The 14,336-nt window shown below is 68.2% G+C and carries 15 protein-coding genes; 9 read left to right on the top strand and 6 right to left on the bottom strand.

The window, feature by feature from the left end; translation table 11 throughout:
* The 4 genes from QN239_RS20850 to QN239_RS20835 are packed head-to-tail and all read right to left on the bottom strand — an operon-like array spanning position 1 to position 3,111.
* The gene (locus tag QN239_RS20850) at positions 1-867 is read right to left on the bottom strand and encodes an amino acid ABC transporter permease (protein ID WP_090356546.1); all 867 of its coding nucleotides are present in this window, start codon (positions 865-867) and stop codon (positions 1-3) included.
* Positions 864-1,544: an amino acid ABC transporter permease gene (locus tag QN239_RS20845; protein WP_090356545.1), complete on the bottom strand. Its 681-nt coding sequence runs from the start codon at positions 1,542-1,544 to the stop codon at positions 864-866. The genes QN239_RS20850 and QN239_RS20845 overlap by 4 nt, the downstream gene beginning before the upstream one ends.
* An 11-nt stretch (positions 1,545-1,555) precedes the next feature.
* Positions 1,556-2,365 carry a glutamate ABC transporter substrate-binding protein gene (locus QN239_RS20840; RefSeq protein ID WP_187099052.1) on the bottom strand — a complete coding sequence of 270 codons (810 nt, stop codon included), beginning with the start codon at positions 2,363-2,365 and terminating at the stop codon, positions 1,556-1,558.
* Between the two features lie 17 nt (positions 2,366-2,382).
* Positions 2,383-3,111 (bottom strand): amino acid ABC transporter ATP-binding protein, encoded by a 729-nt coding sequence (locus QN239_RS20835; protein WP_499016893.1) that lies wholly within the window; start codon positions 3,109-3,111, stop codon positions 2,383-2,385.
* A gap of 99 nt (positions 3,112-3,210) precedes the next feature.
* Here QN239_RS20835 and miaB point away from each other — a divergent pair, with 99 nt between their 5' ends.
* Together miaB and QN239_RS20825 are read left to right on the top strand one after the other, a co-directional pair.
* Complete coding sequence (miaB, locus tag QN239_RS20830) at positions 3,211-4,731, top strand: tRNA (N6-isopentenyl adenosine(37)-C2)-methylthiotransferase MiaB (RefSeq protein ID WP_499016891.1); 1,521 nt, start codon at positions 3,211-3,213, stop codon at positions 4,729-4,731.
* Positions 4,728-5,312, top strand: coding sequence for an Rv2732c family membrane protein (locus tag QN239_RS20825; protein ID WP_499013146.1), 585 nt, complete (start codon positions 4,728-4,730; stop codon positions 5,310-5,312). Before miaB ends, QN239_RS20825 begins: the two co-directional genes overlap by 4 nt.
* A 9-nt stretch (positions 5,313-5,321) precedes the next feature.
* Here QN239_RS20825 and QN239_RS20820 read toward each other — a convergent pair whose 3' ends face one another.
* Positions 5,322-6,662: a DUF349 domain-containing protein gene (locus tag QN239_RS20820; RefSeq protein ID WP_499013144.1), complete on the bottom strand. Its 1,341-nt coding sequence runs from the start codon at positions 6,660-6,662 to the stop codon at positions 5,322-5,324.
* 100 nt (positions 6,663-6,762) lie between these two features.
* Between QN239_RS20820 and QN239_RS20815 the strand changes: the two genes are divergently transcribed.
* From QN239_RS20815 to hflX, 5 genes are all read left to right on the top strand, one after another.
* Positions 6,763-6,933 (top strand): hypothetical protein, encoded by a 171-nt coding sequence (locus QN239_RS20815; protein WP_187099055.1) that lies wholly within the window; start codon positions 6,763-6,765, stop codon positions 6,931-6,933.
* 10 nt (positions 6,934-6,943) lie between these two features.
* Positions 6,944-7,624 (top strand): class III extradiol ring-cleavage dioxygenase family protein, encoded by a 681-nt coding sequence (locus tag QN239_RS20810; RefSeq protein ID WP_499013142.1) that lies wholly within the window; start codon positions 6,944-6,946, stop codon positions 7,622-7,624.
* Positions 7,621-8,523 (top strand): tRNA (adenosine(37)-N6)-dimethylallyltransferase MiaA, encoded by a 903-nt coding sequence (miaA, locus tag QN239_RS20805; RefSeq protein WP_499013140.1) that lies wholly within the window; start codon positions 7,621-7,623, stop codon positions 8,521-8,523. The genes QN239_RS20810 and miaA overlap by 4 nt, the downstream gene beginning before the upstream one ends.
* Positions 8,520-9,422 carry a diaminopimelate epimerase gene (gene dapF, locus QN239_RS20800; protein ID WP_090356533.1) on the top strand — a complete coding sequence of 301 codons (903 nt, stop codon included), beginning with the start codon at positions 8,520-8,522 and terminating at the stop codon, positions 9,420-9,422. The genes miaA and dapF overlap by 4 nt, the downstream gene beginning before the upstream one ends.
* Positions 9,423-9,497: 75 nt before the next feature.
* A complete protein-coding gene (hflX, locus tag QN239_RS20795; RefSeq protein ID WP_499013137.1) occupies positions 9,498-10,901 on the top strand; it encodes a GTPase HflX in 1,404 nt (467 codons plus the stop codon).
* Positions 10,902-10,912: 11 nt separating this feature from the next.
* On the opposite strand, the gene QN239_RS20790 is transcribed toward hflX, so the two are convergent.
* Positions 10,913-12,511 carry a PE-PPE domain-containing protein gene (locus tag QN239_RS20790; protein WP_499013136.1) on the bottom strand — a complete coding sequence of 533 codons (1,599 nt, stop codon included), beginning with the start codon at positions 12,509-12,511 and terminating at the stop codon, positions 10,913-10,915.
* A 182-nt stretch (positions 12,512-12,693) separates the two neighbouring features.
* On the opposite strand from QN239_RS20790, the gene QN239_RS20785 reads away from it, so the two are divergent.
* Entirely contained in the window at positions 12,694-13,899 is a 1,206-nt protein-coding gene (locus tag QN239_RS20785; protein ID WP_499013135.1) for a thiolase family protein, read from the top strand.
* Positions 13,900-14,325 carry a Zn-ribbon domain-containing OB-fold protein gene (locus tag QN239_RS20780; protein WP_499013133.1) on the top strand — a complete coding sequence of 142 codons (426 nt, stop codon included), beginning with the start codon at positions 13,900-13,902 and terminating at the stop codon, positions 14,323-14,325.
* Positions 14,326-14,336: the final 11 nt, after the last annotated feature.

Genomic DNA, 14,336 nt, shown 5'->3' with positions numbered 1-14,336 from the left:
CTAGACCGCGGAGCCGTCCTGTACCAGCGGTCGGGCGGCCAGCGGTTCCGGCCCCTTCTTGGACCGGCGTAAGCGGGCTTCCAGGCGGGTGGCCAGCGCCGACAGGGCGAAGTTGAGGCTGATCATCAGCGCTGCAATCACCATCAGCGCCGGGATCAAGTTGCCGTACGACGTCCCGACGCTGGTGCCCTGGCGGACCATCTCGACAAAGGTGATCTGGTAGCCGATCGCGGTGTCCTTGAGGACCACCACCATCTGCGATACCAGCACCGGCAACATCGAGGTGATGGCCTGCGGCAACAGAATCGAGCGCATGGTCTGCCCCCACGTCAGACCCAGGGCCGAGGCGGCTTCGCCCTGCCCGCGGGGAAGGGCGTGCACACCGGTCCGGACGATCTCGGCGATCACCGCACTGTTGTACAGCGTCAGCCCGGTGACCACGCCCGCCAGTGCCAGCTGTTTCGAGGGGAACACGTCGTACGCCGCGAACAACGCATACGCGAACAGCATCATGATGAGCACCGGCACCGCGCGGAAGAACTCCACGAACGTCGCGCACGCCCAGCTCACCACGGGCACCGGGGATAACCGGCCCACGCCCAGTACACAACCGAGCGCCAGCGCCAGCACGATGGACAGCGCCGCAGCGGTCAAGGTGCCCTGCACACCCTCCAACACGTAGTTCTTCCAGAGGTTTGCGGTCAGGAACGGCTCCCACTTGGCCGCCGTGAACTGTCCCGCGGCGGCGAACTTCCAGATCAGCCAGCCGAAGATCAGGGCGAACACCGCCACCGTCGCCACGGCGAGAATCGCGTGCCGCACCCGGGCCCGGGGGCCGGGGGCGTCATAGAGAACGGACCCGCTCATCGCAGCACCGCCCAGCGTTTGCCGAGCCAGCCGAAGAGCAACCCCATGGGCAAGGTCAGGATCACGAATCCGGCCGCGAAGATCCCACCGACGACCAGCAGCGCCGAGGAGTTCTCGATCATCTCCTTCATCAGCAGCGCGGCCTCGGCCACGCCGATCGCCGAGGCGATGGTGGTGTTCTTGGTCAGCGCGATCAACACCGAGCCCAACGGGATGATGACCGCACGAAACGCCTGCGGCAGCAGGATGATCCGCAGATTCTGGCTGAACGTCAGACCGAGTGATCGGGCCGCTTCGGCCTGCCCGATGGGCACGGTGTTCACCCCGGACCGGATCGCCTCACACACGAACGACGCCGTATAGACCGTCAAACCGAGCACCGCCAGCCGGAAGTTGCTGTCGACGATCGACGTCGGCGACTTCGGATCGGTCAGGGTGATGTGCAGGGTATTCGCCAGCCCCAATGAGCAGAACACCAGGATCAGCGTCAGCGGGGTGTTGCGCACCACGTTGACATAGGTGGTGCCCATCGCGCGCATGATGGGCACCGGCGACAGCCGCATCGCCGCGAGCAGGGTGCCCAGGATCACGGCACCGACCGCGGCGTAGGCGGTCAGTTCGACCGTCGTCGCGAACGCGCCGAGGATGTTGTAGTCGCGCCCGCCGAAATGCAGCACCGGCTGCCCGCCTACTTGTCGACGGTCGGCGGCGTCGGTGTGGCGATACCGGCCGGACCGAGATTCTTGTCGAAGGCCGCCTTCCAGGCGCCGTCGGCTTCCATCTTGGTGATGGCGTCGTTGATCTTGGTGCGCAGTTCGGTATCGCCCTTCTTCAGGCCGATGCCGTAGCGCTCCTCGGAGAATGGCTTGCCCACGATCTTGAAGGTGCCCGGGCTCTGGGCGGCGTAGCCGGCCAGGATCACCTCATCGGTGGTCACCGCGTCGATCGCACCGGTCTTGAGCGCCTCGACGCAGGCCGAGTAGGTGTCGTACTGCTGCAACTGCACGCCGGGGTACTTGTCCTTGATGCGCTGCGCGGGGGTGGAGCCGCTGACCGAGCAGAGCTTCTTGTTGTTCTGCAGCGACTCGGGGCCGGTGATATCGGAGTTGTCGGCCTTGACCAGCAGACTCTGCCCGGTGATCAGGTAGGGCCCGGCGAAATCGACCTTCTCCTTGCGGGCATCGGTGATCGAATAGGTGGCCACGATGTAATCGACCTGATCGTTCTGGATCAGCGTCTCGCGCTGCCCCGACGGGGACTCCTTGAATTCGATGTCCTCCGGCTTGTATCCGAGTTGGCCGGCGACATACGTCGCGACGTCCACGTCGAAACCGCTGTAGGTGCCGTCCGGATTCTTCAGGCCCAGGCCGGGCTGGTCGAACTTGATGCCGACGGTCACCTTCTTGCTGTCGTTGCCCCCGCCACCGCAGGCGGCCAGCGACAACGGCAGGGCGGCGGCCACCAAGAGGGCGGCGGCTACCCGGATTCGCGATGACATGAGCGCTCCTTACTGATTCAGTGGTTCAGGATCTTGCCGAGGAAGTCTTTGGCGCGGTCCGACTGCGGATTGGTGAAGAACTGCTCGGGTTCGGCATCCTCGACCACCGCGCCGTCGGCCATGAACACCACGCGCTGCGACGCCCGCCGGGCGAATCCCATCTCATGGGTGACCACCAGCATGGTCATCCCCTCGGTGGCGAGGTCGGTCATCACGGCCAGCACCTCTTTGATCATCTCCGGATCGAGGGCACTGGTCGGTTCGTCGAACAACATCACCTTGGGGTGCATCGCCAGCGACCGCGCGATGGCCACGCGCTGCTGCTGGCCGCCGGACAACTGCGCCGGATACTTGTCGGCCTGGCTGGCGATCCCGACTCGCTCCAGGAGCGCCTGCGCCTCGGTGCGGGCCTTGTCCTTGTCGGTCTTACGCACCTTGACCGGCGCCAGCATGACGTTTTCCAGAATTGTCTTGTGCGCGAACAGATTGAACGACTGGAACACCATGCCGACGTCGGAACGCAGCTGCGCCAGTTTGCGTCCCTCCTCGGGGAGTACGCTGCCGTCGATCGCAATGGTGCCCGAGTCGATGGGTTCGAGCCGATTGATCGTCCGGCACAGCGTCGACTTGCCAGAACCCGATGGTCCGAGGATCACCACGACCTGCCCGCGCGGCACGTCGAGGTTGATGTCCTTGAGGACATGCAGGGAGCCGAAGTGTTTGTCGACCCCCTGTATCGAGATCATCGGGACCGAGGTCGCGGTGGTCATGGGTTCTGACCCTACCCAGGGAACGCTCAGCTTGGGGCGTATCGACACCCCCGTAACATGATTGTCGTGACTTCCATGGTGGCGCGCGAGGGCAAGGCGTCCGTAGGCGCTGATTCGACCCCACGCACCTACCAGGTGCGCACGTACGGCTGTCAGATGAACGTGCACGATTCCGAACGGCTTGCCGGGCTGCTCGACGCCGCCGGCTATGTTGCGGCCGAGGAGGGCGCCGACGCCGACATCGTGGTGTTCAACACGTGCGCGGTGCGCGAGAACGCCGACAACAAGCTCTACGGCAACCTCAGCCACCTCGCGCCCCGGCGCAGCGCCGACCCCAACATGCAGATCGCTGTCGGTGGCTGCCTGGCGCAGAAGGACCGCGACGCGGTGCTCACCAAGGCCCCGTGGGTCGACGTGGTGTTCGGCACCCACAACATCGGGTCACTGCCGGTGCTGCTGGAACGGGCCAGGCATCAGCGTGCGGCGCAGGTGGAAATCGCGGAGGTGCTGCAGGAATTCCCCTCGGCGCTGCCGGCCTCGCGTGAATCCGCTTATGCGGCATGGGTTTCCATCTCGGTGGGGTGCAACAACACGTGCACGTTCTGCATCGTCCCGTCGTTGCGCGGCAAAGAGGTCGACCGCAGGCCCGGCGATATCCTGGCCGAAGTGCAGACGCTGGTCGACCAGGGAGTGCTCGAGATCACCCTGCTGGGGCAGAACGTCAACGCCTACGGTGTGTCGTTTGCCGACCCAGACGTTCCGCGCAACCGCGGCGCGTTCGCCGATCTGCTGCGCGCGTGCGGGCGTATCGAGGGCCTGGAACGGGTCCGGTTCACCTCCCCGCACCCGGCCGAATTCACCGATGACGTGATCGAGGCCATGGCCACCACCCCGAATGTCTGCCCGACCCTGCACATGCCGTTGCAGTCCGGTTCGGACCGGGTGCTCAAGGCGATGCGCCGGTCCTACCGGGCCGAGCGCTACCTCGGCATCATCGACCGGGTGCGTTCGGCGATCCCGAACGCGGCGATCACCACCGACATCATCGTCGGCTTCCCCGGCGAAACCGAGGAGGACTTCCAGGCGACCCTGGATGTGGTGCGCCAGGCGCGATTCGCCGGCGCGTACACCTTCCAGTACTCCAAGCGGCCCGGCACGCCGGCCGCCGAACTGCCCGATCAGCTGCCCAAAGCCGTTGTCACGGAACGCTATCAGCGCCTGATCGCGCTGCAGGAGGACATCTCCTGGCAGGAGAACAAGGCACAGATCGGCAGCACGGTCGAACTACTGGTCGCGGCCGGCGAAGGGCGTAAGGATGCGGCCACGTCCCGAATGTCCGGCCGGGCCCGCGACGGTCGCCTGGTGCACTTCGCCCCCGGTGCGGCGCAGATCCGGCCGGGTGACATCGTGACGACGGAGATCACCCGGGCAGCGCCCCATCACCTGGTGGCCGACGGTGCCGTCCTGAGTCATCGCCGCACCAGGGCCGGGGACGCGCATGCCGCGGGACAGCGCCCGGTGACCGGGGTCGGCCTCGGTATGCCCGGTATCGGCGAGCCGGCGCAGGCGCCGGCACAAGCGGGGTGCTCGCGATGAGCGACAAGAATTTCGACGCCTACAAGGACGATATCGAGGCCGCCGAGCGCCGCGTGGCCTCCGAGATCGACCCCGGTGCACGAGCTGTCGTGGTCGCCGTGCTGGTGTTCGTGGTGGCACTGTCGTTCGTGCTGCCGCACATGGGCGGCACCCGCGGACTCGATGTGCTGACCGGCGACCAGACGGCCATCAACGACGGCGTGGCACTGCCGTCGCGGGTGTTCGTCTGGCTGGCCCTGGTGTTCGGTGTGGGCTTCTCCATCGCGGCACTGCTGACCCGGCGCTGGACGCTGTCCTGGATCGCGCTGGCCGGCACGGCGGTCGCATGCCCGGCCGGCATGCTGGCCGTGTGGTCGCGCCAGACCGCCACGCACGGACATCCGGGACCGGGTATCGGGCTGATCATCGGCTGGATCGCGATCATCCTGCTGACCTACAACTGGGCGCGGGTGGTTTGGGCGCGCACCGCCGTTCAGCTGGCCGCCGAGGAGCAGCGCCGCCGCGCGGTCGCGCAGCGGCAAAGCAAGGGCCTGCTCGACGATTTCGGCGGCGACGATCCGCCGGCGACGGAATCGGACTGAGTCGACCGCCTAGCGCTTCTTGTGCACGGCCTCGGCGGCGGTCCCCGCCCATTCGCGCCACTGCGCGGCGCTGGCTCGGGCCTGCTCGGCGTCCTTGGTGCGGCCGGCAGCCTCCGCCTTCTCGGCCTGCTTCTCGAACTGTTCGGCGCGCTCGCGGAACTGGTCGGCGCGGGCCTGCGCCTCGGCGTCGACATGGTTCACCGCACTGGCGTCGCGGACCTTCTTCTCGGCCGCCCGCATCCGGCGTTCGAGTTCGGCCGAACGTTCGCGCGGCACCTTGCCGATGGCGTCCCACTTGTCGCCGATCGCGCGAAATGCCGCCCGCGCAGCATCGGGATCGCTGACGTCGAGCGCCTCGGCCTCGACCAGTAGTGCCTCCTTGGCCGCCGCATTCGCCCCGAACTCGGCGTCGCGCTCGGCATTGATGGCGTTACGGGCCGCGAAGAACGTGTCCTGGGCGGCCTTGAACCGGGCCCAGAGCGCGTCGTCGACATCCTTGGCAGCCCGGCCGGCGGCCTTCCACTGGGCCAGCAGATCGCGGAAGGTCGACGCGGTGGCGGCCCAGTCGGTCGAATCGCTGAGTCGCTCGGCCTGCTCGCACAGGGCTTCCTTGGCCTGCCGGACACCGACACGTTCCCGGTCGAGTTCGGCGAAATGCGAACCTCGGCGCCGGTTGAACGCCTCGCGGGCGGCCGAGTACCGCTTCCACAGGGCGTCGTCGGTCTTACGGTCCAGCCCGGTGATGGTGCGCCACTCGTCGAGGATCTCGCGCAGCCGGTCCCCGGCGGCCTTCCACTGGGTGGAGGTGGCGGCAAGCTCCTCGGCTTCGGCGGCCAGCGCCTCCTTGCGGGCGGTTTGCGTGGCGCGGTGTTCGTCGCGCCGCGCGCGTTCGGCGGCCGCGGCGTCGCCGGCATGCTCGACGATGGCGGTCAGCCTGGCGTGCACGGCATCGACGTCGCCGAGCACGGCGGCGTTCGGCAGCCCCTCCAGCAGGCCGGCCGCGGCCGTCTTGATCTTGCGGGCGTCACCGCTGCCCGAGGCAAGTCGCGTCTCGAGCAGGGCGACCTCGGTGTGCAGATCGTCGTAGCGGCGTCCGAAGTGGACGAAAGCGGCCTCGGCATCACCGGCTTGCCAGGAGCCGATGACCCGCTCACCGTCGGAGGTGATCAACACCACGGTGCCGTCGGGGTCGACGCGCCCGAACCGGTGCGGATCGACGGCACTGGTGGCCGGGGCCGGGGCGACCGGGACCGCGGCGGGTGCGGCGCTCGGATGGGGGCCCGGACGTGGGCCCGGCCTCGGCCCGGGGCGCGGCGCCGGCTTGGGAGTATTCGAATCGCTGGTCGTCATCACTGTTCCTCACACCTCCGCGCGGTGTGATCCGCGCACCTGCCGCGCGACGCGGCGCCCAATAGCTTCCGCACGCTATTGAAGCAGGTCACCGGCGGACATGCGCACGCCTTCGCGATGCGTGCCCGTTGTCGGGTTCCCGGACCGCCCGATTCGGCGGAGGCGCGACGCCGATATCGCCGCTCCGCCGGCACTCGCCGCGCTGGTCGTCGCGGTGCCGGCCCGCGGTGGGGCGGGTTGGGCGGCGGAGCCCACCCGCCGCTCGCGCTAACGTGGCTGGCGTGTTGGCCGCCATCGCAGTGATCCCGTCGGCTCCTGTGCTGGTGCCGGAGCTTGCCGGCGCGGCCGCCGCCGAACTGGCCGATATGCGCACGGCTGTCATGACGGCGGCCTCGGCCCTGCCGTCGCGCTGGATCGTGGTCGGGACGGGCCGCGACACCGGGCTGATCGGGCCCGGTGAGCTGGGCACCTTCGCCGGTTACGGGGTCGATCTGCGGGTGCGTCTGTCGCCCGACGCGGCCGGCCCGGTGACCGAGCTGCCGCTGTGCGCGCTGATCGCCGGGTGGGTGCGGGCGCAGGTGGCAGCGCAGGCATGCGCCGAGGTGAGGGTGTACCGCGACGATCTGGATACGCCCGCGGCACTGGCCGCCGGGCGTGAGCTGCGCGCCGCGATCGACCAGACCGGCGACGCCATCGGCGTGCTCGTCGTCGCCGACGGTATGCACACCCTGACCCCGTCGGCCCCCGGTGGGCACGACCCGGATTCGCCTGCCGTCCAGCAGGCGCTCGACGATGCCCTGGCCACGGGTGACACCGCAGCGCTGGCCCGGCTGGACCCGAATGTGGTGGGCCGGGCGGCCTATCAGGTGCTGGCCGGGCTGGGGAAACCCGCCGTCGCCCAGGAGCTCTACCGCGGGGCGCCCTACGGGGTGGGGTACTTCGTGGGGGTGTGGCGTCCATGACCCGACCGGTCGCCGTCATCGGACCTACCGGCACCGGCAAGTCGGCGCTGGCGCTGGACCTGGCCGAACGGCTCGGCGGGGAGATCGTGAACGCCGACGCGATGCAGCTCTACCGGGGCATGGACATCGGCACCGCCAAACTTCCCGTGGCGCAGCGCCGCGGCATCCCGCATCACCAACTCGACGTCATCGACGTCACCGTGAACGCCTCGGTCGCGCGCTACCAGGAGAGCGCCGCCGCCGATATCGAGGCGATCATGAACCGCGGCGCGGTACCGGTGATCGTCGGCGGATCGATGCTCTACATCCAGTCGCTGTTGGATCAGTGGTCGTTCCCGGCCACCGACCCGGTGGTGCGGGCCCGCTGGGAGGCGCGGCTGGCCGAGGTGGGTGTCGCTGCCCTGCACGCCGAACTCACCCGGGTCGATCCGCAGGCCGGTGCTTCCATCCTGGACAGTGACGGCAGGCGCATCGTGCGCGCGCTGGAGGTGGTGGAACTCACCGGCCAGCCGTTCGCCGCCTCGGCGCCCCGGATCGGCACACCGCGCTGGGACACCGCGATCATCGGATTGGACTGGGACACCGCTGTTTTGGACGAGCGGCTACAGGAACGCACCGAGACGATGTTCGATGACGGGCTGGTCGCCGAAGTGACGGGACTGATCGCCGAGGGGCTGCGCACGGGCGTGACGGCGTCGCGGGCGCTGGGTTACGCCCAGGTGCTGGCCGACTTGGACGCCGGCGGCGACGGATCGTCCGCGCGGGAACCCACCTTCGTGGGTACCCGCCGCTATGTGCGCCGGCAACGGTCCTGGTTCCGCCGCGACCACCGGGTGCACTGGCTCGACGGTTCGGCGGCGGACCTGGCCAAGGCCGCAGTGGCTATCCTGGACAAATGAAGTTCGCGAAGGGGCACGGTACGCAGAACGATTTCGTGCTGCTGCCCGACCTCAACGCCGCCCTGGATCTGACACCGGCCGCGGTGTCCGCATTGTGCGACCGGCGCCGCGGACTGGGGGCAGACGGCGTGCTGCGTGTCACCACCGCCGGCGCGGCATTGCGCGCCGGGGTCTTCGATGCGCTGCCCGAAGGGGTGGCCGCGCAGGACTGGTACATGGACTACCGCAATGCCGACGGTTCGATAGCCCAGATGTGCGGGAACGGGGTCCGGGTGTTCACCCACTACCTGCGGGCCTCCGGGCTGGAGCGACGCGACGAGTTCGTCGTGGGATCGCTGGCCGGGCCGCGCCCGGTGGTGGTGCACCACGGCGATGGCGTCAACGCCGAGGTGACCGTCGATATGGGCAAGGCGAACGTGGTGGGAAGCGGATCGGCCGTCGTCGCCGGGCGCAGCTTCGACGGGCTGGCCGTCGACGTCGGCAACCCGCACCTGGCGTGCGTGACCGACCTCAGCACGACGGCGCTGGCGGTGCTCGATGTCGCGGCTCCGGTGTCCTTCGATGCGGCGCAGTTCCCCGAAGGCGTCAACGTCGAGGTGCTGACCGCGCCCCAGAAACTCCCCGAGTCGCGGCGCTCCGGCCCGCCGGTCGACGGGTTCGTCTCGATGCGCGTACACGAACGTGGTGTCGGCGAAACCCGTTCCTGTGGAACGGGAACGGTGGCCGCAGTGGTCGCAGCCCTGCAGCACACCGGGGCGAGCACCGGTTCTCTGCTGGTGCGGATCCCCGGCGGCGAGGTCACCGTCACCGTCACCGAGGCCACCAGCTACCTGCGCGGCCCATCGGTGCTCGTCGCCCACGGCGAGCTCGCCGACACCTGGTGGGATGCACAGATTTGAACCGGGCCCGATCTTCGGCATCGCCGAAAACGGTTCGCCAATCGGCAGCCGGGCGTGCCACCATCGGTATCACTCATGACTGAATCTCCGCATCGCGACCCGACCGTCGGCGAACTCGCCCTCGAAGACCGCGCCGCGCTGCGCCGCGTGGCCGGCCTGTCGACCGAACTGGCCGATGTCACCGAGGTCGAATACCGCCAGTTGCGCCTCGAGCGGGTGGTGCTGGTGGGGGTGTGGACCGAGGGCAGCGCCGCGGATGCCGATGCCAGCCTGGCCGAATTGGCCGCCCTGGCCGAGACCGCCGGCTCGGAAGTGCTCGAAGGGCTGGTCCAGCGCCGCGACAAGCCGGATCCGTCGACCTACATCGGATCGGGCAAGGCACAGGAACTGCGCGAGATGGTGCTGGCCACCGGTGCCGACACCGTCATCTGCGATGGTGAGCTGTCCCCGGCCCAGCTGAACTCGCTGGAAAAGATCGTCAAGGTCAAGGTCATCGACCGCACCGCGTTGATCCTGGACATCTTCGCCCAGCACGCGACCTCCGCCGAGGGCAAGGCTCAGGTGGCCTTCGCGCAGATGGAGTACATGCTGCCCAGGCTGCGGGGCTGGGGCGAGTCGATGTCGCGGCAGGGCGGCGGCGCCGGCGGCAGCAGCGGTGGGGTAGGCACCCGCGGTCCCGGTGAGACGAAGATCGAGACCGACCGGCGCCGCATCCGCGAGCGAATGAGCAAGCTGCGCCGTGAGATTCGCGATATGAAGAAGATTCGCGATACCCAGCGGGGCAAGCGGCGCTCGGCCGACATCCCCGCGGTGGCGATCGTCGGCTACACCAACGCGGGTAAGTCCAGTCTGCTCAACGCGCTGACGGGTGCCGGGGTGCTGGTGGAGAACGCGCTGTTCGCCACCCTGGAACCCACCACGCGGCGTGGGCAACTGGCGGACGGTCGCCCGTTCGTGCTCACCGATACCGTCGGATTCGTGCGGCACCTGCCCACTCAGCTGGTCGAGGCGTTCCGCTCGACGCTGGAGGAGGTCGTCGATGCCGATCTGCTGGTGCACGTGGTCGACGGCTCCGATGTGAATCCGATGGCTCAGATCAGTGCCGTGCGCCAGGTGGTGCGCGATGTGTACGCCGAGCATGACCGGCCCGTGGCGCCCGAACTCGTGGTGGTCAACAAGATCGACGCCGCCGGGGATCTGGCCCTGGCACAACTGCGCCGTGCGCTACCCGACGCGGTGTTCGTGTCCGCACGCACCGGCGAGGGACTCGACCTGCTGCAGCAGAGGTTGACCGCCCTGGTCGAACCGACCGACGCGTTCGTCGACGTGACCATCCCGTACGACCGCGGTGACCTGGTGGCCCGGGTGCACGCCGACGGGCGTATCGACACGACCGAGCACACCGCGGACGGCACCAGAATCACCGCGCGGGTGCCGGTTTCGCTGGCCGCGAGCCTGCGCGAGTACAGCAGCGGATAAACGCGGACGGGTCAGGCCGCCGCCGCGGCGGTCGAGTTGCTGTCCTTGGCGGCCGCCGGTGTGCTGGATTCTGCGGTGGTGCTCGGGGTTTCGGGCTTCGATTCAGGTGTGGTGTCCGGTTTGGTCGCAGGCTGGGTCTGCGCGTCGGTGCCGGTCTTGGTGGTGCCGGAGGTGGTGCCGTGCTTACCGGTCACGGTGTCGTGGAACTGACGTACGAGCTGGGCCAGCGGCCCGGAGCCGATCGGCCCACGCACCTTGGGCCGGGGTGTGACGGGCGTGCTCGGCGGCTCGGTCTTGGTGTCGGTGGCCTCCGGGCTTTCGGTCTTCTTGTTGTCGCCGGGATCGGTGGCCTCGGTCTTGTTGTCCACCATGGTTTTCGGGGCTTGTTGAGCATCCTTCTTGGCGGTCGCCAGGTTGTTTGAGGTGGCATTCGCCGCAGCCAGGTTGGTCGAGGTGACAGGTGCGGGCTTCGGCGGTGCTTTGACGCCGATATCGGCGAGCGCGGCCTTGACGCCTTCGCCGAGGGCCTTGACGACATCGCCGGTGAGCTTGACGGGGTTGATGTTGAGCGGGATCAGCCGGAAGGGGGCCGGCACGCCGGGGCTGAGGCTGCGGTCGTACCCGGTGTCGATGAGCACGCGCAGGACCGGTTCGAGCAGGTCCACGATCGGTTTGACGATGAAGCTGGTGTGGGTGAACCCGCCGAATTCCAGGAACGGCCGCACCAGCGGCAGCGTCTTGGTGGGGATGGTGATGTAGCGGGTGTCGCCGTAGTCGCTCCAGTTGGCCTGGTTGTCGAGTTCAGCTTTCAGCTCGGCTTCGGTGTATCCGTCGGGTAGTTCGTTCGGATCGGTGCGGCCATTGGGTGCCAGGTAGCTGCCGTGGACGTACCAGAAGCCGGCCAGGGCGTTGAGGGTGGCCAGTGCGTTGAGCGGATAGAGCGGGAAGTCGGATACGCCGTCGTACTCGAACGCGATATCGGTGGCGCAGCGCTCGTCACAGGTGTTGGTCGGCGCGGGCAGGCCGAAGGTGGCGTCCAGGATCGGTACGTGCCCCAGGAGGGCGAGCCGTTCGAACAGTCCGCCGTTGGGCCGGTTGGTGTTCCCGATCATCACGAATGAGATGGCGTCCGGATTGGCGCCCAGGTCACCGAGATTGCGCTTCTCGCGGCTGACGATATTGCCGCCTTGCGAGTACCCGAAGATGACGATCGGGGTGTTCGGTGTTCCGGGTGGCGTCGGATGCAGTGTCCCGTCGAGTGTGGATTCGAGAGTGGCCAGGCCCTTACCCGTCGACACATCCCACTTGGCGCCGCTGAGGCCGCCCCACCCGGCCAGCGGGATGGGCCAGAACTGTGCCGGGTAGTCGATGGGTTTCACCGTGCAGTCGGTCGACGTGCTCGAGCACGACGGTGTGTAGGGCGCGACGTAGTAGTCCAGCGCGTGGGCGATGTAGTTGTCCACCTTGGTCGCATCCGGGACACCGGTGCCGGGCACCAGGAGCACGGTCGCGGCCAGGGCGACGGCCATGCTCATCGTCGCACCGATGGCGACGAACACCGCCGTCAGCAGCGCCAGCACGGTCAGTACGGATCGTTTTGCGATATCCATCTGCTCACCTTGTCGTCCGACGGCAGCGTCCCGCACGAATCGTCGCACCGGGGCGCGGTAACGGAGACGTTAATAGCGAAGTTGCCGCGGCGACCCGCGATCCAGGCGGCTTCCTTTGCGGAGGAATTGAAAGTAGAATCTTATTCTACTAATGTCGCCTGGGCTGGAGAAGGGAGCGTCGCATGGGATTGCGGGGCGAGGCCGCCATCGTCGGCTTCCACGAGTTGCCGGCCACCCGGAGGCCGACCGGTGCACCGGAGTTCATCCTCGAACAGTGGGCCCGGTTGGCCGCGGCGGCGATCGCCGACGCGGGACTGTCGGCCGATCAGGTCGACGGCCTGGTGACCTGCGGAGTGATGGAATCGCAGCTGTTCGTTCCGTCGACCGTCGCCGAATATCTGGGGCTGGCGGTGAACTTCGCCGAAATCGTCGACCTGGGCGGCGCCTCCGGTGCGGCGATGGTCTGGCGCGCCGCGGCGGCCATCGAATTGGGGATCTGCCAGGCGGTGCTCTGCGCGATCCCCGCCAACTACCTCACCCCGATGTCGGCGCAGCGGCCGTATGACCCGGGGGACGCCCTGTACTTCGGTGCGTCCAGCTTCCGCTATGGGTCCCCGCAGGCCGAATTCGAGATTCCCTACGGCTACCTGGGGCAGAACGGCCCCTACGCGCAGGTCGCCCAGATGTACGCCGCCGCATACGGTTACGACGAGACGGCGATGGCCAAGATCGTCGTCGACCAACGGGTCAACGCCAACCACACCCCGGGGGCGGTGTTCGAGGACAAACCGCTGACCGTCGCCGATGTGCTCGACAGTCCCATCATCGCGTCCCCGCTGCACATGCTCGAGATCGTGATGCCGTGTATGGGCGGTTCGGCGGTGCTGGTCACCAGCGCGGAACTGGCCCGTAAGAGCCGTCACCGGCCGGTGTGGGTGAAGGGCTTCGGCGAGCGGGTGCCCTACAAGTCACCCGTCTACGCGGCAGACCCGTTGCAGACGCCGATGGTCAAGGTCGCCGGGTCGGCCTTCGGCATGGCGGGACTGACTCCCGCCGATATGGACATGGTGTCGATCTATGACTGCTACACCATCACCGCGCTGCTCACCCTCGAAGACGCCGGCTTCTGCGAGAAGGGCAAGGGGATGCAATTCGTCACCGACCACGACCTCACGTTCCGCGGCGACTTCCCGATGAACACCGCGGGCGGCCAGTTGGGCTACGGCCAGCCGGGCAATGCCGGTGGGATGCACCATATCTGCGATGCCACCCGGCAGTTGATGGGTCGCGCCGGCCAGACCCAGGTGTCCGACTGTCACCGCGCCTTCGTCTCGGGCAACGGCGGTGTGCTGAGCGAACAGGAAGCGCTCGTCTTGGAGGGCGACTAGATGACCATTCCGTTGGGCAGGCCGCTTCCGCTGGCCACGCCGACCTCCGCGCCGTTCTGGGGTGGGTTGCGGCGCCACGAGATCTGGATCCAGTACTCGCCGTCGTCGGACGCGTACGTGTTCTACCCCCGGGTCCTGGCACCCGGCACCCTGGCCGATGACCTGGAATGGCGCCAGATCTCGGGCGCGGGAACGGTCGTCAGCTTCGCTGTCGCGCAGCGGCCCGTCGCGCCGCAGTTCGCCGACGCCGTGCCGCACCTGCTCGGGGTCGTGCAGTGGCGGGAAGGGCCGCGGGTGGCCACCGAGTTCGTCGGCATCGATGCCGACGCCCTGCGGGTGGGGATGCCGGTCACCCCGGTGTTCACCGACATCCCCGGCGACGAACCCGACGCCGGGGTGACACTCTTGCACTACACCGCAGGTTAGGGAGGGCCCAC

The sequence above is a fragment of the Mycolicibacterium sp. Y3 genome (assembly GCF_051188035.1).
Taxonomy (GTDB): domain Bacteria; phylum Actinomycetota; class Actinomycetes; order Mycobacteriales; family Mycobacteriaceae; genus Mycobacterium; species Mycobacterium fluoranthenivorans.
This window is presented reverse-complemented; position numbering and strand designations above follow the sequence as displayed.

Coding starts and splice junctions, on each gene's coding strand:
- hflX (WP_499013137.1), top strand. CDS start 9,498: ATGACTGAATCTCCGCATCGCGACCCGACCGTCGGCGAACTCGCCCTC.
- QN239_RS20850 (WP_090356546.1), bottom strand. CDS start 867: ATGAGCGGGTCCGTTCTCTATGACGCCCCCGGCCCCCGGGCCCGGGTG.
- QN239_RS20785 (WP_499013135.1), top strand. CDS start 12,694: ATGGGATTGCGGGGCGAGGCCGCCATCGTCGGCTTCCACGAGTTGCCG.
- QN239_RS20835 (WP_499016893.1), bottom strand. CDS start 3,111: ATGATCTCGATACAGGGGGTCGACAAACACTTCGGCTCCCTGCATGTC.
- QN239_RS20815 (WP_187099055.1), top strand. CDS start 6,763: ATGCGCACGCCTTCGCGATGCGTGCCCGTTGTCGGGTTCCCGGACCGC.
- miaA (WP_499013140.1), top strand. CDS start 7,621: ATGACCCGACCGGTCGCCGTCATCGGACCTACCGGCACCGGCAAGTCG.
- dapF (WP_090356533.1), top strand. CDS start 8,520: ATGAAGTTCGCGAAGGGGCACGGTACGCAGAACGATTTCGTGCTGCTG.
- QN239_RS20780 (WP_499013133.1), top strand. CDS start 13,900: ATGACCATTCCGTTGGGCAGGCCGCTTCCGCTGGCCACGCCGACCTCC.
- QN239_RS20820 (WP_499013144.1), bottom strand. CDS start 6,662: ATGACGACCAGCGATTCGAATACTCCCAAGCCGGCGCCGCGCCCCGGG.
- miaB (WP_499016891.1), top strand. CDS start 3,211: ATGGTGGCGCGCGAGGGCAAGGCGTCCGTAGGCGCTGATTCGACCCCA.
- QN239_RS20790 (WP_499013136.1), bottom strand. CDS start 12,511: ATGGATATCGCAAAACGATCCGTACTGACCGTGCTGGCGCTGCTGACG.
- QN239_RS20825 (WP_499013146.1), top strand. CDS start 4,728: ATGAGCGACAAGAATTTCGACGCCTACAAGGACGATATCGAGGCCGCC.
- QN239_RS20840 (WP_187099052.1), bottom strand. CDS start 2,365: ATGTCATCGCGAATCCGGGTAGCCGCCGCCCTCTTGGTGGCCGCCGCC.